Raw genomic sequence first — 23,982 nt, 5'->3', positions numbered from 1 at the left:
GGCATTTTTTGTTATTTTGAGACGTACTGATTTTCTAAAATAGACTTCCGCCCCATAAAAAATTAGAAAAACCACTTTCGGGACGATAGCGGCCAATGAGCTGACAATCTCCAACTGATAATTGTTTTGTCCGATCTGTTAACGTTTTGAGGTCGTATGGCGTGCAGGTCTCTTTTACTTCAAAAGCTATTTCTCCGTTTAAAATAAAATCAATCTCTGTACCAGCACTTTTTTCAAAGTATTGAATTTTCCCCAGAGGTTGCAATTGATTGGCAATCTTGTTTTCGAACAAAGCTCCGCTACTGACTTTGCCACAAACTTGAAGTAAGCCCGTGTCAGAGAAGTACATTTTGGGTTGTTTACTAATTTCTTTATCAATTCCGTTTGTTAAGGGGGAAATGGTCTGAATAAAGTAAGTGTATTCGAGAAGGTGCAGATAATCTTTTATCTTGTGGCGGTTAAGCCCCGTTAAGCTTGCAAGTTTGGTATAATCAATTCGACTACCTACTCGATTAGCCAATAATAAAATGAGTTTATACAAACTATCGCTCACAGAGAAGTCGGATAATAGCTTAATATCAAGCTCAATATAGGCATTCAAAACGTCTTTGAGGTAGTCGATTTTATCCTGATGGGTATCGGCAAGAACAACCTCAGGAAATCCACCGAATTGGATGAATTCTTCGTATAGGTCGTGCCATAAATCAAAATAAGTGGGTAAGAACGGCCGAAATCGCTCACTCAGTAAACGATTTGCATCAAAACCTTTGAAAGTGACAAACTCTTCGAAGTCAAGTGGCCACATCTCAAAAATTTGCTTTCGGCCAGCTAAACTTTCCGAAAAATGATTTTTCAAGTAAAACGAACTCGAACCTGTTACCAAAAATTTTATGTCATAAGTATCGTATAGACTTTTAATTACGCTTGTGCTGTTGGGGACAAGTTGAATTTCATCAAGAGCGAGTACAGCAGGTTGTTTTAGGTTGAGCCCTAATGCGACTAATCCTCGTTCAATGTCATTGTATGATTGTTGGTTGAAAAGGACTCTGTTTTCAATACGCTCGAAATCTAGGTATAATTTGTTTGAATGGGTTACGTGGTCGAGTAAATAGCGTAAAGCTGTGGACTTTCCCACCCGCCTCATGCCAGTGATTACCGTAACTTGCCTTTTGGGTAAGTGGGTTAATAATTGCGAAAAAGTTTTTCTATTGTACATATTATCGGAATTTATGTATAAATATATGACAAAAATTCCAGAATTGGCATTTAATAAACAACTATTAGTAATGAAAAGGAAGGAAAGACACGGTTTGGATGGCTAATTGTGACTAGGGCGGTCTTGACCGTCAGTTAAATTTAAACCTGATACCTCCGTTAGCAATAGCGAGTCATTTTTTGTTATTTTGAGACGTATTTGATGCTCATCTTACAAAAGGTAAATGAGTACAAAGCAAATTTTGGGTAATGGATTTTTACTTAAATGTATCAAAATCAGAGGCCAACTTTTTAAAAATGAACAATTAACGAATTTTCAATGCAACAATACCACGACTTACTTCGCCATATTTTAGCCAACGGAACCCGTAAAACTGACCGTACGGGCACAGGAACCATTAGCGTGTTTGGCTACCAAATGCGTTTTGATTTACAAAAAGGTTTTCCTTTGGTCACAACCAAAAAAGTCCATACCAAATCAATCATTTATGAGCTGTTGTGGTTCTTGAAAGGCGATACCAATACCAAGTACCTCAAAGACCACGGCGTAAGCATTTGGGATGAATGGGCGGATGCCGATGGCAACTTAGGACCCGTCTATGGAAAACAGTGGCGTAGCTGGGAAGCTCCTAACGGACAGGTGATTGACCAGTTTATGGATGTGTTGAAACAATTGAAAAATAGCCCCGATTCTCGTCGGATTATCGTTTCGGCCTGGAATCCTGCGGATTTGCCAAAAATGGCGCTTAGTCCTTGCCATGCCTTGTTTCAGTTTTATGTCGCCGATAACAAACTTTCTTGTCAGCTGTACCAGCGGAGTGCCGATGTGTTTTTGGGCGTGCCCTTCAACATCGCTAGTTATGCGTTGTTAACGATGATGATTGCCCAAGAATGTGGTTTTGAGTACGGTGATTTTATTTGGACGGGTGGAGATACCCACATTTATCTTAACCATTTGGAACAAGTTGAGTTACAACTTAGTCGGGAACCTAAAGAGCTGCCAACCATGAAGCTCAATCCTGACGTGAAGAGCGTATTTGACTTTACATTTGAGGATTTTACCCTCGAAAATTATAATCCTTGGCCAGGTATCAAAGCCCCCGTGGCTGTTTAGTTGGACCTAATACTAAATCGTGATGAAGAATTGGTGGCGTTGTTTGATGGGAGTGCTGTTGCCTCTGTTTGCTTTTGGGCAAATTAGGATTGAGATTGTGCGTCATGCCCCTTTCAAAACGGCTAACCAGCGACTTTTTTTAGCCAGCGATTTTAATAATTGGCAACCTGGAGATGCCGCATTTGAATTTAAACGGGATAAAACGGGCAACTTCTTTTTGGATTTGCCCGATACACTGACCAATTTTAAGTTTAAGGTAACGCAAGGAAGCTGGGGGTTAGTAGAAGGGGATAGCACAGGAAAAAGCCGTCCTGACAGGGTCTATTATCGTTTTGATGAGAAAAATCCAAAATTCCTGCAAATCAGTATTGATGGCTGGGAGGCAAGGGCAATGTATCGTTTTGTGATTAACGAAATCCCCGAAAATACGCCCAAAGATGCCACAATTTACATCACAGGTAACTTTAATAACTGGCATGCGGGAGACGAAGATTTTAGGCTAAGAAAACAAGTAGATGGCACATACCGTGTCACAGTTGCGTCGGATTTACCAAGGCTGGAGTATAAGTTTACTCGTGGAGACTGGAATAGCGTTGAAGGACAGGAAAACGGAAAAACGCGAATCAATCGAATTTTATACCGAGGTCAAATTATTAATAATGAGAATATTGAAGTAAAAATAGAAAGTTGGGAAGACCTTTCGGGGACGTTTCGCTCCATTTCAATTTATGATCTTCTGTTGTTGTTTTCGGCCTTTCAAAGCATTTTATTAATCATTGCCATTACTTCCATGCAAGACTACAACCGACACGCGAATCGTTGGTTGGTGGTTTCGCTGGCGTTTATGGCTGTGGTAGTGGCTATCAAAGTGGTCAGTGCATACCGTGAAGTAGCGCAAGAATATACTAAGATGCTACTTATCCCCGATTTCGCGCTGTTTTTGTACGCCCCACTTTTTTATTTTTATATTCAAAAACTGCTTTTCAAAATTCCCAAATTTCCGCGCCACTGGTGGGGGCATTTTTTATTGCCAGCGGTTCAGTTGCTGGTCTATCTTCCTTTCTTTTTTATGGAAGAAAAGCGCCTTCAAATCAAAATTGTCAACCGTGAAATTGACATTGTTTGGTTGTTTTGGGGAACAGGAACGCTGGCGCTATTGACCAATTTGTACTACTGGATGGTGTGTTATCGCGCCATTCGTTCGTATCGGTCATTAGCTGCCAATCAATCTTCGTCTGAGTACAACCTTCAATACCTTTCGACGGTTTTGGGCTTGCAATTGGTCTGTTTGGTGCTTTGGCTTTTTTCGGGCTTGTTGTTTGGCGTGGGGTATTTTTTCAAAATTGAAACAGTGTCGATTGTCCAAAAAAGTATTGATACCATTTGGTTGGCTTTTTCGACGATTCCCTATTTCCTGGGTTATTTTGCCATTCACCAGCCCGAAATTTTTAAAATTCAGGCCAAACCTCAGCCTTTCCTGAAACCTACCGAAGAGCCAACGGTCACCATTGCATTGCACGATACATTGGCACCCGTGCTAGAAAAAGAGGTGGATACGCTCGAAAATTTAGGTGGGTACAAAAGCAAATTGGAAACCTACATGCTGCAATACAAGCCTTATACAAACCCTGGGTTGACGCTCAATGAATTGGCCCAGAAATTAAAACTTGCCCCTCATTTATTGTCAAAAATTATCAATGAAGGCTACAACAAAAACTTCTTTGACTTTATAAACGAATACCGAATCGAGGAATTTAAACAACGTTTTGAAGACCCGCGCAACAAGCATTTTACCCTTTTGGCGATTGCCTTTGAAGTAGGGTTTAATTCAAAAACGGCTTTCAACCGCGCTTTCAAAAAAATGACGCAACAAACCCCGCGAGAATATTTCTTTGAGGCGAGGATTGAGGATGAATAAGCAGAGTTAGCTTCGTAAATGTGTACCATTTTAATGGTTAGGACGTGCCACCTTCTAAAAGTGGCACGTCCTTTTTTTTGTAATATTCTGATAAATAGTTGTTTATAAAAAATAGTGGCTCTTTTTGTCATTATTGCAAAGTGGGACGACAAGCGGGGTTAAGTATGGTACTTTTGCAAGAAGAAATTGATGAAACGCCATGTTTACTCCATTTCAATCTTTCCAATTATCCAATTTAACTTACATCAAACCCCTATGATGATTTCGATGTACAAGGTTTTTGGCCGAACAAATGTTCGTCTAAATTTGATGATGTTGCTGTGGGCTTGTGTGTCCATAACAACCATGGCGCAGGACATTACTGTGTCAGGAAAAGTCCAAGAGTCCAACGGTTCGGTGCTCCCAGGCGTGAGCGTGTTGGTGAAAGGAACCACGCGCGGAACGCAGACTGACGCCGATGGTAACTTTAAAATTGCGGCGCCAAGCAGCGCAACGTTGGTGTTTAGTTTTGTGGGCATGACTTCGCAGGAGGTGGCCATCAACAATCGCACGCAGCTTTCGGTGACGTTGCAAAACGACAATAAGCAACTCGCTGAGGTAGTCGTGATTGGGTACGGAACGCAACGTAAAAAAGACCTGACGGGCTCTATCGCTTCGATCACTACGGCCGACTTTAACAAAGGCAACATTGCCACGCCCGACCAACTCGTAGCGGGTAAAGTTGCGGGGGTGCAGATTACGCCCAACGGCGGAGCGCCAGGCGCGGGAAGCACGATTCGTATTCGCGGCGGGGCTTCGTTGAATGCCAGCAATGATCCACTTATTGTTATCGACGGTGTGCCTTTGGACAATACCACCATCAATGGCGCAGCAAACCCTCTGAGCTTGATTAACCCCAACGACATTGAATCATTTAATATCCTTAAAGATGCTTCTGCAACGGCTATTTATGGTTCACGAGCTTCTAACGGGGTCATTATGATTACGACCAAAAAAGGTAAAAAAGGCGATGTGATGCGCGTAAACTTGAGTACGCAAGCGTCAGTTGGTCTTAAAACAGGCTTGGTTGATGTACTTTCGGGCGATGATTTCCGCGCGTTGGTCAATAAATACGGTACGGCAACGCAAAAAACGTTGTTAGGTAAAGCAAACACGGATTGGCAAAATGAAATCTATCGTGCGGCAGTAAGTACGGACAATAATTTGAGTATCACAGGGGCATTCAAAAATACGCCTTACCGCGTGTCGGTGGGTTACACCAACCAAAACGGTATTTTGAAAACTTCTAACATGGGCCGCACCTCGGCCTCGGTGGGATTGACTCCGATGTTGTTGGATAATCACCTCAAAATTGACATCAACGTCAAAGCGGCTTCGATTAAAAATAAATTTGCCAACCAAGGGGCTATTGGGGCAGCGGCTTCTTTTGACCCCACCCAACCCGTGTATTCGGGGACGGAAGCGTACGGCGGTTATTATGAGTGGGTAAACGCCGATGGAAAACCTAACACGATTGCGACGCGCAACCCACTTGGCTTGTTGAATTTGACGGACGACCGTGCCACTGTAAACCGCAGCATCGGAAATGCGCAGTTTGATTATAAATTTCACTTCCTTCCAGAACTACATGCTAACCTGAACGTAGGTTATGATGTGTCAAGAAGCGATGGTAAAAAGGTTATTCCTGCTTTGGCAGCTTCTAACTTCAGTAATGGCGGCGAAAAGACGGTTTATACCCAAGACCGCACCAACAAATTGTTGGATTTCTACCTCAACTACGTCAAAGACTTGACAAAAGATACACGCCTTGACTTGATGGCGGGCTATTCGTACCAAGATTTTATGAATTCGACGACGACCATCACCAAGGACGAAGCCGAAACCAAAACCCTCAACGACAGTCCCTACAAGACGCAAAACACCTTGGTGTCGTTTTTTGGTCGGGCCAATTTGAACGTGCAAGACCGTTATTTGTTGACACTGACCCTTCGTCGCGATGGTTCTTCTCGCTTTGCCAAAGAAAACCGTTGGGGAACGTTTCCGTCGGCGGCTTTTGCTTGGAAAATCAGCGAAATGGATTTCTTGAAAAGCTCTAGTGTGATTTCAGACTTGAAATTACGTGTCGGATACGGGGTAACAGGTCAGCAAGATGTGGGACAAAACTTCGCTTATTTGGCACGTTATACTCCAAGTACGGCCACTGCCCAGCAGCTTTTGGGAACAACCTACTACAACACACTCCGCGCCGAAGGCTACAATGCGAACATCAAATGGGAGCAAACGGTTACGCAAAACGTTGGATTGGACTTTGCGTTCAAAAAAGCACGTTTGTCGGGTAGCATCGACTACTACATGAAAAATACGTCTGATTTGTTGAACGTCGTACCAGTAGCAGCGGGCACCAACTTGACCAACGAAATCCTGTCGAACGTTGGTTCTATCGAGAACAAAGGTTTAGAGTTGTTGTTGAACCACAACACCATCAGCCGCGAAGATTTTACGCTAGACTTAGGCTTCAACGCGACTTACAACGAAAACAAAATCACCAAGTTAACCTCGGCCAATGATCCAAATTATAAAGGGGTATTGGTGGGTGGAATTTCAGGTGGAGTAGGAAGCACCATTCAAATCCACTCGGTTGGCTATCCTGCTTCTTCGTTTTTCGTAGCCCAACAAGTCTATGATGCCTCAGGCAAACCCGTAGAAGGTGTGTATGTGGATCGCAACGGCGACGGAAAAATCACGGTGGACGATTATTATCACTACAAATCACCCGCTCCACGCGTATTTATTGGTTTCAATGCCCAAGCGACGTACAAAAAATTGAGCGCAGGCTTTGTCTTACGTGGCAACTTTGGCAACTACGTTTATAACAACATTCTTTCAACCAATGGCGTATTGCAAGCCTTCCAAGGTGCCAATAATTCATTGGGCAACGTTGTGCCAAACGTCCTTACTACCTTGTTTGCGACACCTCAGTATTTTTCTGATTACTACATGCAAAATGGTTCGTTTGTACGCATGGACAACGCATTTGCAGGTTATGATTTAGGGAAAATATTTGGCGGAAAATCGACGGCCCGCCTTTCAGCAACGGTTCAGAACGTGTTTGTAATTACAAAATACACGGGGCTCAACCCTGAAGTGAGCGGAGGAATTGATAATAACATTTATCCTATTCCACGTACGTTTACCCTTGGCTTAAACATCGGATTCTAATCGAAACTTGAAAAAAGATGAAACATTTCATTTCTAAAAATACAGTACTTGGAGGGATTGCACTCGCGTTGACAATGTCCTCTTGTATCAAAGACCTAGACCGTAAGCCGTTCAATGAAGTTACTTCAGCAACGGTCTATAACGACCCTGCGGCCTACAAACAAGTAGCCGCCAAACTGTACGCTGGTATGATGCTGACTGGGCAGCAAGGCCCTGCGGGCGACGACCGTACGAAGGACATCAAAGGAATGGATGAAGGGTTTTCGAGCTATTTGCGTAATTATTGGTATTTGCAAGTACTCCCAACCGATGAGGCCGTGATTGCGTGGAGTGACGCAGGTTTGCCCGAAATCAATTACATGAAGTGGTCGTCGAATAACGCATTCATTCGTGGTTTTTACAACCGTGTCTTTTACCAAATTGCTTCTTGCAATGAATTTATTCGCGAAACCAGCGATGCTAAACTGACCGAAAGAGGTGTTTCGGGGACTATTTTGACCGAAACAAAAGCCCTTCGTGCGGAAGCGCGTTTTTTGCGGGCATTGAGCTACTGGCACGCATTGGATTTGTTCGGTGGCAATGTGCCTTTTGTAACAGAAAATGACGCTGTGGGTTCTGCTCCACCAAAACAAACAAATGCAAAAAGCTTGTTTGAATACATCGAATCAGAATTGAAAGCAATTGATGGCGAGCTAGTTGACGCTCGTAAAAACGAATATGCTCGCGCCGATAAAGCGGCTGCGTGGATGTTATTGGCGAAATTGTACCTCAATGCCGAAGCCCAAGGCCAAGGAAACCGCTACGCAGACGCGGCTACCTACGCCAAAAAAGTGATTGATGCAGGGTATTCTTTGCAAACCAAATACGAAGATTTGTTCAAAGCCGACAATAACACCTCAACGGAGGTGATTTGGGCACTCGCCGCCGACGGAACGCGTAGCCAAACTTGGGGTGGAATGACGTTCCTATGCCATGCACCCGTAGGTGGTTCGATGCCTGCTTCTGCCTATGGAATCGACGGTGGTTGGGGCGGTGTCCGTGTGACGCCGTCTTTTGTGAAGCTTTTTGCTGATCCAACGGGAAAAACGGACAAACGCGCGATGTTTTATACCGATGGACAAAAACTTGAAATCAACGAATTGAGCACATTTACGGACGGATATGCCATGCCTAAGTTTAAAAACGTAACCTCGGCGGGTAAAGTAGGAAGCAACCTAACGCACCCTGATACCGATTTCCCAATGTTCCGTTTGGCAGATGCCTACTTGATTTATGCCGAAGCTGCCGCTCGTGGCGCTGGTGACAAAGCATTGGCGTTGGACTATGTCAATAAAATCCGCGCGCGTGCCTATGGAAGTGCCGCTGGAAACATCACTTCATCTGAGTTAACGCCTGATTTTGTGTTGGCCGAACGTGCCCGTGAATTATCGTGGGAGGGAAGTCGCCGTACGGACTTGATTCGCTATGGTAAATTTACGGGTGCGTCTTATTTGTGGGCGTGGAAAGGTGGCGTTAAAGACGGTGCGGGGGTTCAAGATTACTTGAAAATATTCCCACTTCCATCTACTGACCTAACGGCGAATCCAAACTTGGTTCAAAACACAGGGTATTAGTCCGCTGTGCCTCTGGTTGCTCACAACCAGAGGACGTGATGAAGTGTTTCTGGTTGCTCACAACCAGAAAAAGCGCGAGACATTCATAGACAATAGTCAATAAAAAATTGAAAAGACAAATGAAAAAGTGGTTTCATAAATACGTATTCGCGGTCGTTGCGACGACTATGTTGGCCTCATGCGAAAAAGACGAAATAAAGGCCGTCCTCAATTCGGGGGCAGTGCCTGTGGTGACCCTTTCTTCGCAAACAGTCGTACTGACAAAAGAAAATGCGGACAAAGATGCCTTGACGGTATCGTGGGCAAAACCTGATTATGGTTTTGAGGCACCTGCCAACTACACCGTTTTGATTGACAAAAAAGGAGGTGATTTCTCCAATGCAGCGTCGATTGTGACGGGAACGGAATTGAAAAAGACGTTTAAAGCCTCTGAATTGAACCCGATTTTGTTGAAACTCGGCTTGAAAGCAGCTACCGCTGGCGACATCGACATCAAAGTTCAGTCGTTTTTGGGTGGAAGTACCACGTTAGCATCAACGGTGATGTCCGTAAAAGCAACACCATATTTGGACAAACTTGACCTTTCTACCAATTGGGGAATCGTGGGAAGTGCGACTGTAAACGGCTGGAATGGCCCAGATATGCCGTTCTACAAATCGGATAAAGCCAATGTGTATGTAGCGTACGTAGCGTTGGTGGACGGAGAAATCAAGTTCCGTCAAGACAACAAATGGGATGTAAACATGGGCGATAATGGCGCTGACGGTACCCTTGAAGCAGGTGGTGCCAACATTGTAGTCAAACAAGGGAATTATAAGATTACGTTTGATGCAGGCGCTTTGAAATATACCATTGATAAATTCTCTTGGGGAGTAGTGGGAAGTGCTGCTCCAAGTGGCTGGAATGCACCTGATGCACCGTTGTTCTATGACCCTGCCACCGATCAATGGCGTGCCATTGTGACGTTGAAAGACGGTGAAATCAAAATTCGTCAGAACGAAGATTGGGCGGTCAACTACGGTGACAAAGGGGCCGACGGCACGCTTGACGCAGGCGGTGACAACATCGTGGTAAAAGCAGGTTTGTATTTGATTACGGTTGATTTTAAGTCACTTAAATACACCATTGTTCCTTTCAAAGTATGGGGGGTTGTGGGAAGTGGCGCACCAAATGGCTGGAATGGCCCTGATACGAAATTTACGCCTGATTTTGGTAATGAGGGAATTTGGACATTGAACGGCATTAAATTGGTGGACGGAGAAATCAAATTCCGCCAAAATGATGATTGGGCTGTTAACTACGGTGACGACAAGGCCGATGGTGTAATGGAGGCAGGTGGTGCCAACATCGTCGTAAAAGCAGGAACGTACGACATTGTCCTCGACTTTACGGTGGCGGCAAAACCAACGTATAAATTGACGAAGAAATAACAATTGCATAAGTAACAAACTGAAAACTAATAGGTTGAACTGCAAAGCACCGATGAATTTTTGTCGGTGCTTTTTTCTACTACTTAACTCCTGTACAACCATCATGAAAAAATATAGCTTGTTTTTGTTCTTTATCGCAGCAGTACTGCCGCTTTATGCCCAGCGCGTCGAACCTGCCTTTTGGTGGGTGGGAATGAAAGAACCGCGTTTGCAGTTGCTCATCCACCAAAATAATATTGGTACTACCGAGCCTCAAGTGACCTACGCGGGGGTAAAATTGACCAAAGTGACGCGCGTAAAAAGCCCCAATTATCTTTTTTTGGATTTAACCATTGCAGCTACTACCAAAGCTGGAAGTTTCCCAATCACGTTTAAAAAAGACGGAAAAACGGTGGCAAGTTATTCGTACGAATTAAAAAATCGGGAACCTAATTCAGCTAATCGCCAAGGGTTTACCTCGGCCGACGCCATGTATTTGGTAACTCCAGACCGTTTTGCCAATGCGAATCCCGCCAACGATAACGTGGAAGGGATGACGGATGAAGTTGACAGGGCGGGCAAAGACAAACGGCACGGAGGTGACATTCAGGGAATTATCGAACAGTTGGATTACATTCAAAAGTTAGGTTTTTCGGCGCTTTGGATTTGCCCACTCCAAGAAAATAATCAAAATATGGGCTCGTACCACGGCTATGCCATGACCGATTTGTATAAAGTGGACGCACGTTTTGGGAGCAATGAAGAGTACCGAAAGTTGTCGAAAGAAGCCCAAAAAAGAGGCATAAAATTGGTGATTGATTTGGTGCCTAATCACTGTGGTTCAGAACATTGGTGGATGAAAGATTTACCCACCGACGACTGGGTGAATTTTCAAGGAAACCCTAAAATAACCCACCACGCTCGCGAAAGTATTCAAGACCCTCATGCGAGCGAATACGACAAAGAACTACACGCCAGCGGTTGGTTTGTGCCAAGTATGCCCGATTTGAACCAGCGTAATCCGTTGATGGCCAATTATTTGATTCAAAATACGATTTGGTGGATTGAATACGCTGATTTGCACGGAATTCGGGTCGATACGTATCCTTATTCTGATAAAGACTTTATGAGTCGCTGGTCGCAGCGCATCATGCGTGAGTATCCCCGTTTTAGCATGGTCGGGGAAGAGTGGTCGGTCAATCCTTCGATTGTCGCATTTTGGCAAAAAGGGAATAAAAACACCAATGGATACGTGTCGGAAATGTCAAGTATGTTTGATTTTCCGCTGCAAAATGCCTTGACAGAAGCCTTGAATGAAGATGACCGAATTTACAACCGTGGTTTGGTGAAAATATACCAAACGCTGTCGCAGGATTTTTTATATGCCTCGCCCAATGATTTGGTTATTATGCCCGACAACCACGACATGAGCCGTTTTTACACCCAAATCCACGAAAATTTCGACCTTTGGAAAATGGGAATTTCGTTTTTGCTGACGACGAGGGGCACACCACAAATTTATTACGGAACAGAAGTGCTGATGACCAATCCGAAAAGTGATTCGCACGACGAAATTCGGGGAGAAATGCCAGGGGGATGGGCTGACCATACCGTGAGTGCGTTTACGGAAAAAGGCTTGACGCCTCAGCAGTTGGAGGCAAAACAGTTTATGACAAAAATGCTGCAATGGCGTAAAACCAACGCGGCCGTTCAAACGGGGAAATTGAAACACTTTACCGCCCGCGATGGCCTGTATGTGTATTTTAGGTACAACGATGCCCAAAAAGTGATGGTGGTGATGAACAAAAATAAAGAACCCTTGAAGTTGGATTTGGGCAAATATTCAGAACTACTAAAAGGGGCTTCGACGGCAAAAAATGTGTTGACGGGAGAAACGAATTCGTTGGCCAATGGCTTGACTGTCAATGCGTCGTCGGTACTTGTTTTGGAGGTAAAATAAATCAATGGTATGAAAAAACTCATTTCTATTTTTCTAGGATTGTTGCTGAGCCAGTGGAGTTGGGGACAAGCGTTGGTCTTGAAACCAGAATTTCCCACCGCTGATGGTGAAGTAACGTTGACGTTTGATTTGACGCAAGCGAAAGATAGCCGTAAAGCTGCCTTGATGAATCAAGCCTCGGGGTTGTATATTTGGGCTTGGGGGGGCTCGGATGTATCGAACCGAACGTCCGAATTTGGCCCCGCTGGTCAATCCAGTTTTTCACAAGCCTACGCACCTGGACTGTTGACGCGGGTAAGTGACAACGTTTGGACGATTAAAATTACGCCTTCAAAATACCTGAGCGTGCCTGCGGGAAAAACGCTTCGGTGGATGGGCGTATTGGTGAAAAACGCCAACGGCTCAGGCCAAACCGAAGACTTTTTGTTTAATTTTTACGCTTCTAATCAGTTGTTTGTAAGATTTTCGACTCCGACCGAAAAAACACTTTTTGTCGATGCCAATGCTTCGTTGCGCGTTCGGGCAAGCGCTTCCACGAGTTCTCAGCTCACGCTGACGCTTGATGGAGTGACTGTTGCGTCAGTTAAAGATACGGCCATTTCTACCTCAATTTCGGTGGGGAATACGCCCAATCAGCGGCGAACGGTGAAAGTTACGGCAAGTGCTAATAACCAAGAAGTCACGGATGAATTTTCGTTTACGGTGAGTCCTACCCCTAAAGTAGCGGCTCTTCCTGCTGGACTGAAAAATGGCATTAATTACACTTCGGCTACGACGGCGACATTGGTGCTATTTGCTCCAAACAAGAAGTTTATCTACGTCACGGGCGATTTTAATAATTGGGAAACGCGCACCGACTATTTGATGAATCGAGCCCCTGATGGTCAGGCGTATTGGTTAGAAATCAAAGACTTAACACCTCAAAAAGAATACGCGTTTCAGTACTTGGTCGATGGCGTAACGCCCATCAGTGACCCGTACAGTGAGAAAATCTTGGATGCTGCCAACGATAAATTTATTCCCGCAACGAACTATCCTAACCTGATGGCGTTCCCCGCGAAGGCGTTGGGGAATAGCGCTTCGGTACTCCAAACGGCCCAAGTACCTTACGTTTGGAAAACCACCAATTTCAAACGTCCCGCCAACGAAGATTTGGTGATTTATGAGCTACTCGTACGCGATTTTGTCGATAGTCGTTGGTATAAAACCGTCGGTGATTCGCTTAATTACCTCAAAAAATTGGGTGTCAACGCCATTGAATTGATGCCCGTGATGGAGTTTTCGGGCAATGATTCGTGGGGGTACAATCCCATCTTCCACGCGGCCCCTGACAAGGCATACGGCACGCCCGATGATTTGAAGGCATTCATTGATAAGTGCCACGCCAACGGCATTGCGGTGATTTTGGATATGGTGCTCAATCAAGCCGATTATGAGTTTCCGTACGTAAAAATGTACTGGGATGGCAACCGCCCGTCGGCCGATAATCCCATGTTCAACATTCAAGCTACGCACCCGTTTAGCGTGTTTTTTGATTTTAACCACGAATCCGCCGCCACCAAGTCGTACGTGGAGCGGGTCAATGAATTTTGGTTGAAAGAATACCGTTTTGATGGCTATCGCTTTGACTTGTCCAAAGGATTTACGCAGGTGAATTCGGGAAATGACGTGGCTTTTTGGGGTCGTTACGATGCCAGTCGAATCGCGATTTGGAAGCGAATTTATGACCAAATTCGCAAAACTGACCCGACGGCCTACGTAATTTTGGAACACTTTGCCGATGATAACGAAGAGGCTGAGTTGACCAATTACGGAATGATGGTGTGGGACAACCAAAACGGTGCCGTACGAGAGGCCGTAAAAACGGGGAAAGGAAATTTTAACCGATTATCGTGGAAAAACCACGCAGGTTTTCAAAAACCAGCGGCCATTGGTTATATGGAAAGCCACGACGAAGAGCGAATTATTTACGACGCCATCACCAACGGCAGTGCTGAGGTGAAAAGTGTGGCCACGGCCATTGAACGCGTAAAGGCCGCCGCCGCGTTGTTTTTCCTAACGCCAGGGCCAAAACTGGTTTGGCAATTTGGAGAATTGGGCTACGACGTGTCGATTGACCAAAACGGTCGGACGGGGGCTAAACCCATTCGTTGGGAGTACTTGCGGGATAACAAACGACTTCAACTCTACAATGTGTTTTCGGAGCTTATTCGTTTCAAAACAACTCAAGCAGTCACGAAAACGACAGATTTTAGCCTCCAAACGACCGAAACGGTTAAACAATTGATTCTGAATACGCCGACTATGAAAGTGCAGGTTATGGCCAACTTTGGCCTTACCGACCAAGTTGTTGTTTTGCCCGTAGGCCGTTGGTTCGATTTCTTCTCGGGCGATGAAATCACGGTGACGTCTTCCTTGCCGCAATACGCGTTTCGGGCGGGGCAGTTTCACATACTGACCTCCGAAAAGGTAGCGGTTACCTCGCAAAATACCGTTTCGTGGAAAATTCAAACGATTACCTCGGTAGAACCTTCGTCCAAAGAGACAGCCCTGCAATTGTCGCCTAATCCTACCCAAGATTGGCTAAACGTGGCGTGGGAGAGTGCCTACCGCGGGGAGGTAAGAATAGAAATTATGGATATGACAGGACGGGCGCTGCGCTATTTTTTACCCCAAAAAACGACCAACCAAATGCAGCAGCGCATTTCGGTGAAAGAAGTGCCAGTGGGTACTTATTTCTTGAAAATAGGGGAAGGAACAGCCTCCCAAACCCAACGCTGGATAAAACAATAATTTAAAGGGCTTCGATGTACAGCGCATTGCCGTCGGTGGTGCGCTGTATTTTTTTGCCGTTGATAGTCACCGTAAACTGCACTGGTTCAAAGGCTTCTGCAAATGTGTCTTGGAACAATAGCAACCGTTTGCCCGTTTTGGGATTACGCCACACCTGCAACCACGGTTGATTAAACTTAAATGCCCGAGCAAATTCCCCCGTATCGTTTTGCCAAGTCGCTTTTTGGGTTTTTTGAGTAGAACGTTGGTAGTCAAAAGCATAACTTTCGCGTACTTGACTGCCATCCAAAATGAGTTGATGTTTTGCAAATAGCTCGTGCGCTTGCACCATCGCCGCTACGCCGAGGGCATCTTTTCCCATATAGTCTTCGGCAACTGTGGGGCAAGTGGGCTGGTCGGGACCTTGATAGTCATACACAAAATAGCCGCCTGTATTTTGCGAAACACAAGACAAATTACCGTTGATTTTGGCGTAACGAAGGGCTTGGTACGGGTCGTACGATTGGCCAAAAATCCAGTAGTTGGTATAAAAAACGCGGGGATTGCACAAGTGAACAAAAACCGCATCGCGCACCAAATTCATGGGATACATCACCCGATTGTCTAGTTGCCGAATGTAACCTTTTGAGCCGTGCCCCACCTTAAAACGTCGGGTGTGGCTTCGGCGCGCATCGGAAGGTTTGTCTTCGTACGGCCAAAAAAAGTTGATAAATTTCACCGATGGAGAAGCCGTGAGCGACTTGATATTCAGTATATCGAGGGTACGCAAGTACCAGTTGATGGGCGCTTTCCAAACGTGGGCGGGTTGGTCGGTGGCATCACTGGTATTGACAGTGCTGCTGGTATATCCAAAACCCGTCATAAGCACCACGGGCGAAGGTAGCTGTACTTGCTGAATGTCTTTGGGGTGTTCGTGAAGTGCTAAGTAATCATCAATTTTTTTCTTATCCGCACTCCAATTGTCGTTGGCGTAGCCGTCAAGTTTGAAATTTTTACCTTGAAACGTGAAAGTCAACGGGTCGCCAATCCACGAAAAAAAGAGCTTTCCGTGTTTTTTGTAGATTCTATCCGACAAATCGTACATGGTTTTCCGAAAAGCAGGGTCGCTCATGTCCCATTGCCAACCGTCAGCGGCGGGGTTGGCAGGCTCAAAATCAACAGCAAAGGTGGACGAAGGCAGTCGTTTGGCCAACCAATCGGCAGCTTGGTCGAGCTGACGGGCATCAAATCGGGTAATGCCTCGTCGGTTTTGGGCACGGCTGTGGTTCATCAGTTCGAGTACTTCGCCCGCGTACAAAAGTTTAAAACGATCATCGCTGACGTTCCAGCCCACTTTTCGCAAATTGGCGACGGGTTCATCGAGCGGTTTGGATTCCGAACCGTATTTTTTTTGAGAAGGAAGGGAAAAGGCGGGAGTTCGCTTGAAAATTTTACTGTCTCCCACGGAGCCGTTGTTAGGCCAAAGTGGTTGGGTATAAGCAAGTTCGCTAGTTGATTTTTGTAAGGAATCGCGTACCCAAAATATCACCTCCGATACGGACGAATATTTGGTCTGTCCCGCCACGGTATTCGTTTCTGACGTGAGCCACGCTTCTGAATTGATGTTGTTGATTTCGGCGGTGTATTTTACCAAATGAATCCAACGAGAAGGCTGAATCGGCAAGTCGCTGAGGCGTCGGGCGTCGGTGGCATTGACGCTGCCGTTGAGGGCATAATAGGTAATCCTTCCTTTTTCGGGCTTGGCATCATCGACGAGGTAGAGCCGATGGTCATTTCGCCGAACTACCCGCAGTTGAAGTTGTTGGTCTTCGTAGTTTTTTGGGTCGGGTTCGTGCTCAAAATAAACGATGCTAGCTTGCGAACGCGGCAATTCGGGCAGGAGCGGAGCAGGGGACGTAATGACAGGTTCGGGAGAACTAAACAGGTTATTTCGTTGGTAATAAACCACTAAGCTTACAATTGCTGCGAGCGTAATCCCTATTTTAACCATACGTTTCACGTTAATACCTCTTTCAAGTTTTCTAAATATAACTTTACTGTTTCTAACTGTTCGATGGCCCGATTTATTTTATTCCGTTGACTTCTACCCGATTCTATCAACTGACGAGCAGCGGCCAATTGATGTCCTTTGTACTCGACTAAATACACGATTTCGTCCAAAAGTTCGATGTCACCACGGTTATAAATACGATCACCTCCGCGTTTTTCGGGGCGTAACATGGGAAATTGAGTTTCCCAATAACGTAATTTAGACGTATTTTCAAACCCATAACGCTTGGCTACCTCGTTGATGTCAGAAATTAATTTGGGCTCGGGATAAACGGGTCTTTCGCCCTTGTTTGGAAGCTTTTTCGACTTAGTTATTGCCATAATATTGCAAATAAGTGACCAATCGCTCAAAATTACTAAGCTCGGTTTCGCTGGCAAACTTTAGGAGGTAATTTCGGTAGGTAGTTGCTAACTCAGTGTATCGCGGATTGTCGTTGAGTTTGGCCGCAATCAGTCCCTTGTAACAACGATGGACTTGATTGTAAAGGTATTTTGAAGGCTTGTGCGCCTGACCGTTTAAGATTTGGTCGATGTCGCAAAGTTTAGTGACGGAGTTTAAAAAGCTAAATCCTGAAAGGTTCATAAACTCCATGATGGAATCACAGGCGTCGTTGAGGTCTTCGTCGTTCTGGATTTTATACCGAAAGTATTTTACGTTGTTATAGTTACCCGTCGAAATAATGAGGGTATTGACATCTGCCCGAAAATCAATGAGGTTTGCATTCAAAAATTGCTGGGCAATCTGCTCAATCTGGTCATTACGGCATCCGACGTGTACTTCTACCCAAGCGTCGGCGTCTTTTTGGTATTCCGACACCGAAAAAATGACGTTGACAAACCCCGAAGGTGTATTTTTCCGAAACTGTTTTTTGTCCATCAACAAATGAAATTCTGCTGATTCAAAAAAATCGTAGAGGGCATAATACAACTTAGCTTCGGTGGTTTTAATACTCATAGATAGAATAGTTTAAACGATAACCATTTCCTCACGGAACAAGTTTACGGTTTTGTTAAGTAGTTGCGCATAAATTTTAGTGTATTAGTAGTTTATATCGCTTCGGAGAAGCGCAACCTTTGTAGTAGTAAGGAGAGCCATCCATAAAACCCTTTTGCTTCGGATGGGGCCGCCCGAGCGGAAGCATAACTTGTTGCTTTGTTATGCTTCTCCGAAGCAAAAATTAAAAAAATCTCCTCCTGCTACTACAAATGTTACGCCTCTACCGAGGCTATTTTGAACTACTCTAGAGTTTTTTACTTTATTACTTAAAACTATCCAAACGCGGTTTTTACATCGAAAGTACAACGACTGCACATTTTTTGTAGTGAGCGATTGAAAAAAAATGGCATTAATCAAGAGGGATGCCGTACTTTTGCAAAAAAATCGACAATGAAGTCCACCTTAAAATCCATTATTTTTCTTTGTACTTTTTCTTTGGGTTTGATTATCAACGGGTTTGCCCAAAATTCCCTCACCCAAACCCTCCGAGGTCAAGTAGTAGATGCCGATAACAACCAGCGACTGAGTGGGGTAAGCATCAAGCTCATTGGAACTGAAAAAGGTACATTATCAGATACATTGGGGCAATTTCGACTGATTTCAGTACCTATTGGTCGTTATTCGCTACAAATAAGTCGGGTGGGTTACGAAACGATGGTTTTACCCGAAATTCTGGTAGAAGCTGGAAAAGAAAAAGTGGTAGCAATTTCGTTGAAAGAAACGACCCAACAGCTTTCAGAAACGGTCGTGCGTTCGGCTAGGCCGTCATCCCAAACCAGCCTCCAAACGATTACCATTGAACAAACTCTGCGCTTTGCAGGTACATTTTTTGACCCAGCCCGTTTGGCTACGTCTTTCCCAGGGGTATCGGCGGCCAATGACCAAGCCAACGGATTAGTCATTCGAGGAAACTCACCGACGGGGACGCAATGGCGTTTGGAAGGGGTCGAAATTGTCAATCCTAATCACCTCAGCAACGCGGGTACATTCAGCGACCGACCCACGCAAACGGGCGGTGGAACCAATATTTTGAGTGCGCAACTTATGGAGCGTGCCGATTTTATGACGGGTGCCTTTCCTGCCGACTATGGCAATGTACTGGGCGGGGTGATGGATGTACATTTGCGAAAAGGAAATGACCAAAAACACGAATTTACGGGTCAAGTGGGCTTGATTGGCGTTGATTTTGCCGCTGAGGGGCCACTTTCGCGCCAAAACAAATCTTCTTATTTGGTCAATTACCGCTATTCGTTCACGGGTTTGTTGGCGATGATGGGGGTTAAATTTGGAGGAGAAGACATTAGTTTTCAAGATATAGCCTTCAATCTATCGTTTCCTACTAAAAAAGCGGGACACTTTACCGTCTTCGGAATGGCAGGAGCGAGCAGCAATGTTTTCCAAGCCGAACGCGATACAACCTTGTGGAAATTCCAGAAAGACGGGTACGACATCGAATTTAAAAACCGAATGGGGGCAATGGGCGTTACGCATTCCCTGAATTTGTCTCGAAATACCCTTTGGAAAACCACCTTGGCCGTGTCGGGGCTGGAGACCCGCCGCGAAGGATACCAATTGAACAAAGCTAATTTTGCCCGTAACTTGACCCAAGTAGATGCGTTTCGGAAAACCCGCTATTCGCTCTCAACTTCACTGACGCACAAAATCACGCCTAAAGTTCAGTGGAAAGAAGGTGTGATTATTACGTACCAACAAGATTCAGTACAAATCAGCAACGGTGGGGTATCCAAAGGGAAATTAGAAGGGTTGATTCTTGAACCGTACGTTGCGCTGTCGGGGACATTGGCATCGCGACTTACTTTCCAAGCGGGGCTGCATTATTTGAATTACACCTACAACCAAACGCAATCGCTCGAACCCCGCATTTCTTTCCGTTACAGCGCTACGGGACGGACGGCCTTCACGGCATCGTATGGTTTGCATAGCCAACTCCAACTGCCACAGACGTATTTGTCACTTTTTAACTCGGATGCGCAATTGAATTTGTTTCCCAACAAAAAATTGGGCTTTACTAAAGCACATCATTACGTGTTAGGTTGGGAACAACAATTGACGGCGTTACCAAAACAATCGTCTTTGAAAGTGGAAGCCTATTATCAGTCGTTGTTTAATGTACCCATTGCCCAAGCCAACAGCCAAATCGCAGGCACTAACTCGTTTTCGGCGCTGAATCTCATAGAAGGATTTACCAATGTGGGTTTAGAAAACAAAGGAACTGGACGCAATTACGGGGTGGAAGCGACCTATCAGCAGTTTTTGAGCAAAGATTTCTATGCCTTACTAACGGCTTCTCTGTATAATTCTACCTACAAAGGTCAAGATGGAATCGAACGAAATACGCGTTTTAATGGTAACCATACGTTTAGCTTGGCCGCAGGGAAAGAGTTTCACAAACGGGTCAATCGTACCTTTGGCGTGAACGTCCGAGTGTTATGGCTAGGAGGTTACCGCGATACACCGATTGACGCAGATGCCTCTAAATTAGCAGGACGAACCATTTACAAACCATCGGAACTTTATACCATTAAAGTAAAAGATTATTTCCGTCCCGATGTTCGTATTTTCTGGAAACGCAACAAGCCTAATTACACCCGTACTTGGTCGATCGATATTCAGAATTTGACCAATACCGAAAACGAAGCGTTCAGCTACTACGATACTTACCAGCGTCAGATTGTCCAGCAATTCCAGTTGGGAATGGTGCCTGTGATCAACTACCGTGTAGAGTTTTAGAAAACAGCATCATGGGTAAGACCAAACGCAATGCAGCCGTCGATGTCGGGAATACCTTCGCCAAAATTGGGTGGTTTGAGGGCGAGAAGTTGACGGAAACGGTGTCAAAAATCCCCATAGATACGCTGGAGACGCACCTTCGTGCCAATCCGCCAGCGTATGCAATATTTTCATCAACAAGCCAAGATACCACAAAATACACCGACTTACTGCGTGAATTTGGCGTAACTTCGTTTCAGTTGACCCCCACGTTGGCGTTGCCTATCGAAAAGAATTACGACACCCCTAACACCCTTGGAGCCGACCGCGTGGCGGCGGCAGTGGGAGCCAAAGTGCTTTTTCCCAACGACCATTGTTTGGTCATTGACATGGGTACGTGTGTTACCTATGATTGGGTAAGTGCAACGGGCGTTTTTGAAGGAGGAATAATTTCTCCAGGCTTTCGTATGCGATTTCAGGCCATGAACGCGTTTACTAAAAGGTTGCCTTTGATAGAAATCAACTCAACCGACTTTCAGGTACCAAGTTTAGTGGGAAAAAGCACCCGCACAGCCATGGAAAGCGGCGCATTTAATGGCCTTTTGGCCGAAATGCAAGGGTTTATCGAACGCTATCGTTCCGAACGAGGTGAATGTCAGGTGCTTTTGTGCGGAGGTGACGCACCTTTGTTTGAAAATAGCCTCAAAAATCGCATCTTTGCGGCACCAAATGTAGTTTTAACGGGTTTAAATCGAATTTTACAATATAATATCAATTTACAAAATGCGTAAGCTTTTCCAGTGGAGTTGGGTCGTAGGGGTTTTATTTATTCAATCAAATGTAAAAGCGCAAGGGTTAGGTAATGCTCCTTATTCTGCCATCGGAGCAGGCGAGTTAATGAGCCCTGGCTATGCTCCTAACAATGGAATGGGGGACGCTGGCGTGGCTACTGCAAACCCGTTGTATATCAATTCGCTCAATCCTGCTCTTTTGGTAACAAACCGCTTTACCATGTTTGACGTTGGGGTGGTAGGGCAGTATAAAGGACTCCGTGATGCTAGAGAAGCGCAACGCGATTTTGGCGGAAACATCAGCTACTTGGCCTTGTCATTTCCTGTGGCACCAAAATGGTCGGTTGGGATAAGTCTCAAGCCGTATAGTTTTATCAACTACCAACAAAACTCGTATGCGCGTATTGGTACTTCTATTTATGAAGCCCAGTATGTTTATTCAGGAAAAGGTGGGCTCAACCAAATCAACTTCTCTAATGGGGTTCAGATTACAAAAAACCTGAGTTTGGGGGTAGATGCTTTTTACTTGTTTGGAAACTACAACAAGAGCGTTACTTCGCAAGTGCGTATTGGCGATAGCCGCGACTACATCGTTAGCCGCGACGACCGTATTAATATGAAAGATTTGAATTTTAAAGGTGGTTTGGCTTGGAAACAAAAATTGAAAAAAGACCACTATCTCAACTTTGGCGCAACCTACAAACTAGGCTCAACTGCATCAGCCATTCGTAATACCACAATTGAGGTGCAAAGTAGCAGCAACTCGCCTGTGACAAACCCCGATACAATCGCTCAGACGGATCTAAAAGTAACCATGCCTTCTGCTTGGCGGGTGGGTATCAGCTACGAGTATTTATACCGCTTGACGGTTTCGGCCGACTATGAGCGTCAAAACTGGGCCAATTTTGTAGGAGTAGGAGGTACCAATGAAAACATGAGAAATGGTCAAAGTTATCATTTTGGAATAGAGTACATGCCTAAATTCAATTCAACGAAATACATGGATTTGGTGTTTTACCGTGCTGGTTTTACCTTTAATCAAACTCCTGTGGTTATTGGCACCAAACCTATCGACGACATGAGTGTTTCTCTGGGGGTGTCTCTGCCAGTAGGACGTAATTTTGTGAACTTGATTAACCTTTCGGTTGTGGGAGGGCAGCGGGGTAGTATTTCTTCCCAAGCTTTCCGAGAACGATACGCCCGCTTTGTGATTGGATTCTCACTGAAAGATACTTGGTTCCAAAAATTCAAAGTCGATTAACAACATTCAATGCTCTTTCCGAAGAGCATTTTTTTTCGCCTATCGTTTCGAGTTTTGAAAAAAAATTAAAAATGAGGGGTAAAATGAAAATATTTTTTCAGGCATAAACGCTTTATTATCAGTATATTCGTATGCTTGCATACAAATCTGTGCTAAAAAAAATGAAAAAAAATCTGATAAAAAAACAATTGCTTTTGGAAAGTCTTTCAAAAAAGGCTAATTTTACCGCCAAGATGTTAAGGTGGGTTAATACAACATCTGCAAAGATGCAAATGGGAGATAAACTTTTATCTCCTATTTGTTTTATATTACTTCTCACTTTTGGGATGGCTTGCCAAGAAGAAAAAAAAGCAACCAAGTTTATTCCCTACAAAGGTCCCCTCGAAGAAGCAGAAAAGATAGAAGTACTTTACAGCGAAGAAGGTTTGCTGAAAGTGCGGGTAAAAACCGCCAAACAAATCAAGTCAGGGTTAGACGATAAAATTTTTCCAAAACAAATTTTTGTGGACTTTTTCGGGCCAAACGGCCAGGTGCTTACAACCCTTGTGTCAGACTCGGGTAGGTACGATTCCCGAACGGGTATGTATCGCGTCATTGGAAACGTAAAAGTGGTCAATACCGTGAAGCAAGAGCGATTGCTAACCGATGAGCTTACGTGGAATCCGAATACCAAAAAGATATATACCGAAAAACCTGTCACGGTCGAAAACCAACTGTCAGGGGAGCAATTAAAAGGAATTGGGTTAGATGCAAACCAAGATTTTACCCAATACAGTATTCGGCGACCCACGGGCTTTTTCAACGCTCCAGCGGGAATGACGCCGAATTAATCCATTTGAGAAAGAATATTGAAGACAAGCGAGGAAAAATTAGACTTTCCTCGCTTTTTCTATGTAATTCCATCCCTCCGTTT

15 protein-coding genes are annotated in these 23,982 nt (G+C 44.7%); 11 read left to right on the top strand and 4 right to left on the bottom strand.

Annotated features, from left to right (window positions below):
* Window positions 1–34: 34 nt before the first annotated feature.
* Window positions 35–1,216 carry an ATP-binding protein gene (locus AC23N5_RS12685; protein ID WP_183975886.1) on the bottom strand — a complete coding sequence of 394 codons (1,182 nt, stop codon included), beginning with the start codon at window positions 1,214–1,216 and terminating at the stop codon, window positions 35–37.
* 318 nt (window positions 1,217–1,534) lie between these two features.
* Between AC23N5_RS12685 and AC23N5_RS12680 the strand changes: the two genes are divergently transcribed.
* The 7 genes from AC23N5_RS12680 to AC23N5_RS12650 all read left to right on the top strand — a co-directional run bounded on the left by AC23N5_RS12680 (window position 1,535) and on the right by AC23N5_RS12650 (window position 15,241).
* Window positions 1,535–2,329, top strand: a complete 795-nt coding sequence (locus AC23N5_RS12680) for a thymidylate synthase (protein ID WP_487755875.1) — start codon at window positions 1,535–1,537, stop codon at window positions 2,327–2,329.
* A 22-nt stretch (window positions 2,330–2,351) separates the two neighbouring features.
* Window positions 2,352–4,247, top strand: a complete 1,896-nt coding sequence (locus AC23N5_RS12675; RefSeq protein WP_487755895.1) for a helix-turn-helix domain-containing protein — start codon at window positions 2,352–2,354, stop codon at window positions 4,245–4,247.
* 345 nt (window positions 4,248–4,592) lie between these two features.
* Window positions 4,593–7,466 carry a SusC/RagA family TonB-linked outer membrane protein gene (locus tag AC23N5_RS12670; protein WP_487755874.1) on the top strand — a complete coding sequence of 958 codons (2,874 nt, stop codon included), beginning with the start codon at window positions 4,593–4,595 and terminating at the stop codon, window positions 7,464–7,466.
* Between the two features lie 17 nt (window positions 7,467–7,483).
* Window positions 7,484–9,079, top strand: coding sequence for a RagB/SusD family nutrient uptake outer membrane protein (locus AC23N5_RS12665; RefSeq protein WP_487755873.1), 1,596 nt, complete (start codon window positions 7,484–7,486; stop codon window positions 9,077–9,079).
* A 119-nt stretch (window positions 9,080–9,198) separates the two neighbouring features.
* Complete coding sequence (locus AC23N5_RS12660; protein WP_487755872.1) at window positions 9,199–10,509, top strand: SusE domain-containing protein; 1,311 nt, start codon at window positions 9,199–9,201, stop codon at window positions 10,507–10,509.
* A gap of 103 nt (window positions 10,510–10,612) precedes the next feature.
* The gene (locus AC23N5_RS12655) at window positions 10,613–12,448 is read left to right on the top strand and encodes a glycoside hydrolase family 13 protein (protein WP_487755871.1); all 1,836 of its coding nucleotides are present in this window, start codon (window positions 10,613–10,615) and stop codon (window positions 12,446–12,448) included.
* 9 nt (window positions 12,449–12,457) lie between these two features.
* Window positions 12,458–15,241, top strand: coding sequence for an alpha-amylase family glycosyl hydrolase (locus AC23N5_RS12650; protein WP_487755870.1), 2,784 nt, complete (start codon window positions 12,458–12,460; stop codon window positions 15,239–15,241).
* Window position 15,242: 1 nt separating this feature from the next.
* Here AC23N5_RS12650 and AC23N5_RS12645 read toward each other — a convergent pair whose 3' ends face one another.
* Genes AC23N5_RS12645 through AC23N5_RS12635 form a run of 3 tightly spaced genes read right to left on the bottom strand, consistent with a single transcriptional unit; the run spans window position 15,243 to window position 18,245 of the window.
* A complete protein-coding gene (locus tag AC23N5_RS12645; protein WP_487755869.1) occupies window positions 15,243–17,231 on the bottom strand; it encodes a hypothetical protein in 1,989 nt (662 codons plus the stop codon).
* 5 nt (window positions 17,232–17,236) lie between these two features.
* Complete coding sequence (locus AC23N5_RS12640) at window positions 17,237–17,611, bottom strand: MerR family transcriptional regulator (protein WP_487755868.1); 375 nt, start codon at window positions 17,609–17,611, stop codon at window positions 17,237–17,239.
* The gene (locus tag AC23N5_RS12635; RefSeq protein ID WP_487755867.1) at window positions 17,598–18,245 is read right to left on the bottom strand and encodes a hypothetical protein; all 648 of its coding nucleotides are present in this window, start codon (window positions 18,243–18,245) and stop codon (window positions 17,598–17,600) included. The genes AC23N5_RS12640 and AC23N5_RS12635 overlap by 14 nt, the downstream gene beginning before the upstream one ends.
* Window positions 18,246–18,677: 432 nt before the next feature.
* On the opposite strand from AC23N5_RS12635, the gene AC23N5_RS12630 reads away from it, so the two are divergent.
* The 4 genes from AC23N5_RS12630 to lptC all read left to right on the top strand — a co-directional run bounded on the left by AC23N5_RS12630 (window position 18,678) and on the right by lptC (window position 23,899).
* A complete protein-coding gene (locus AC23N5_RS12630) occupies window positions 18,678–21,038 on the top strand; it encodes a TonB-dependent receptor (RefSeq protein WP_487755866.1) in 2,361 nt (786 codons plus the stop codon).
* Between the two features lie 11 nt (window positions 21,039–21,049).
* Window positions 21,050–21,808 carry a type III pantothenate kinase gene (locus tag AC23N5_RS12625; protein WP_183975908.1) on the top strand — a complete coding sequence of 253 codons (759 nt, stop codon included), beginning with the start codon at window positions 21,050–21,052 and terminating at the stop codon, window positions 21,806–21,808.
* Window positions 21,801–23,069, top strand: coding sequence for a BamG family beta-barrel-assembly machinery protein (gene bamG / locus AC23N5_RS12620; protein ID WP_487755865.1), 1,269 nt, complete (start codon window positions 21,801–21,803; stop codon window positions 23,067–23,069). The genes AC23N5_RS12625 and bamG overlap by 8 nt, the downstream gene beginning before the upstream one ends.
* 272 nt (window positions 23,070–23,341) lie before the next feature.
* Window positions 23,342–23,899, top strand: coding sequence for an LPS export ABC transporter periplasmic protein LptC (gene lptC / locus AC23N5_RS12615; protein WP_229600075.1), 558 nt, complete (start codon window positions 23,342–23,344; stop codon window positions 23,897–23,899).
* The last annotated feature ends 83 nt before the right edge of the window (window positions 23,900–23,982 follow it).

The organism is Runella sp. R5_40 (assembly GCF_057652295.1).
Note: the sequence above shows the minus strand (reverse complement) of the source record. Positions and strands in the feature narration are given on the sequence as shown.

Excerpts from the sequence above, each read along its gene's own strand:
- AC23N5_RS12685 (WP_183975886.1), bottom strand. The coding sequence starts at position 1,216 with ATGTACAATAGAAAAACTTTTTCGCAATTATTAACCCACTTACCCAAA.
- AC23N5_RS12680 (WP_487755875.1), top strand. The coding sequence starts at position 1,535 with ATGCAACAATACCACGACTTACTTCGCCATATTTTAGCCAACGGAACC.
- AC23N5_RS12675 (WP_487755895.1), top strand. The coding sequence starts at position 2,352 with ATGAAGAATTGGTGGCGTTGTTTGATGGGAGTGCTGTTGCCTCTGTTT.
- AC23N5_RS12670 (WP_487755874.1), top strand. The coding sequence starts at position 4,593 with ATGGCGCAGGACATTACTGTGTCAGGAAAAGTCCAAGAGTCCAACGGT.
- AC23N5_RS12665 (WP_487755873.1), top strand. The coding sequence starts at position 7,484 with ATGAAACATTTCATTTCTAAAAATACAGTACTTGGAGGGATTGCACTC.
- AC23N5_RS12660 (WP_487755872.1), top strand. The coding sequence starts at position 9,199 with ATGAAAAAGTGGTTTCATAAATACGTATTCGCGGTCGTTGCGACGACT.
- AC23N5_RS12655 (WP_487755871.1), top strand. The coding sequence starts at position 10,613 with ATGAAAAAATATAGCTTGTTTTTGTTCTTTATCGCAGCAGTACTGCCG.
- AC23N5_RS12650 (WP_487755870.1), top strand. The coding sequence starts at position 12,458 with ATGAAAAAACTCATTTCTATTTTTCTAGGATTGTTGCTGAGCCAGTGG.
- AC23N5_RS12645 (WP_487755869.1), bottom strand. The coding sequence starts at position 17,231 with ATGGTTAAAATAGGGATTACGCTCGCAGCAATTGTAAGCTTAGTGGTT.
- AC23N5_RS12640 (WP_487755868.1), bottom strand. The coding sequence starts at position 17,611 with ATGGCAATAACTAAGTCGAAAAAGCTTCCAAACAAGGGCGAAAGACCC.
- AC23N5_RS12635 (WP_487755867.1), bottom strand. The coding sequence starts at position 18,245 with ATGAGTATTAAAACCACCGAAGCTAAGTTGTATTATGCCCTCTACGAT.
- AC23N5_RS12630 (WP_487755866.1), top strand. The coding sequence starts at position 18,678 with ATGAAGTCCACCTTAAAATCCATTATTTTTCTTTGTACTTTTTCTTTG.
- AC23N5_RS12625 (WP_183975908.1), top strand. The coding sequence starts at position 21,050 with ATGGGTAAGACCAAACGCAATGCAGCCGTCGATGTCGGGAATACCTTC.
- bamG (WP_487755865.1), top strand. The coding sequence starts at position 21,801 with ATGCGTAAGCTTTTCCAGTGGAGTTGGGTCGTAGGGGTTTTATTTATT.
- lptC (WP_229600075.1), top strand. The coding sequence starts at position 23,342 with ATGGGAGATAAACTTTTATCTCCTATTTGTTTTATATTACTTCTCACT.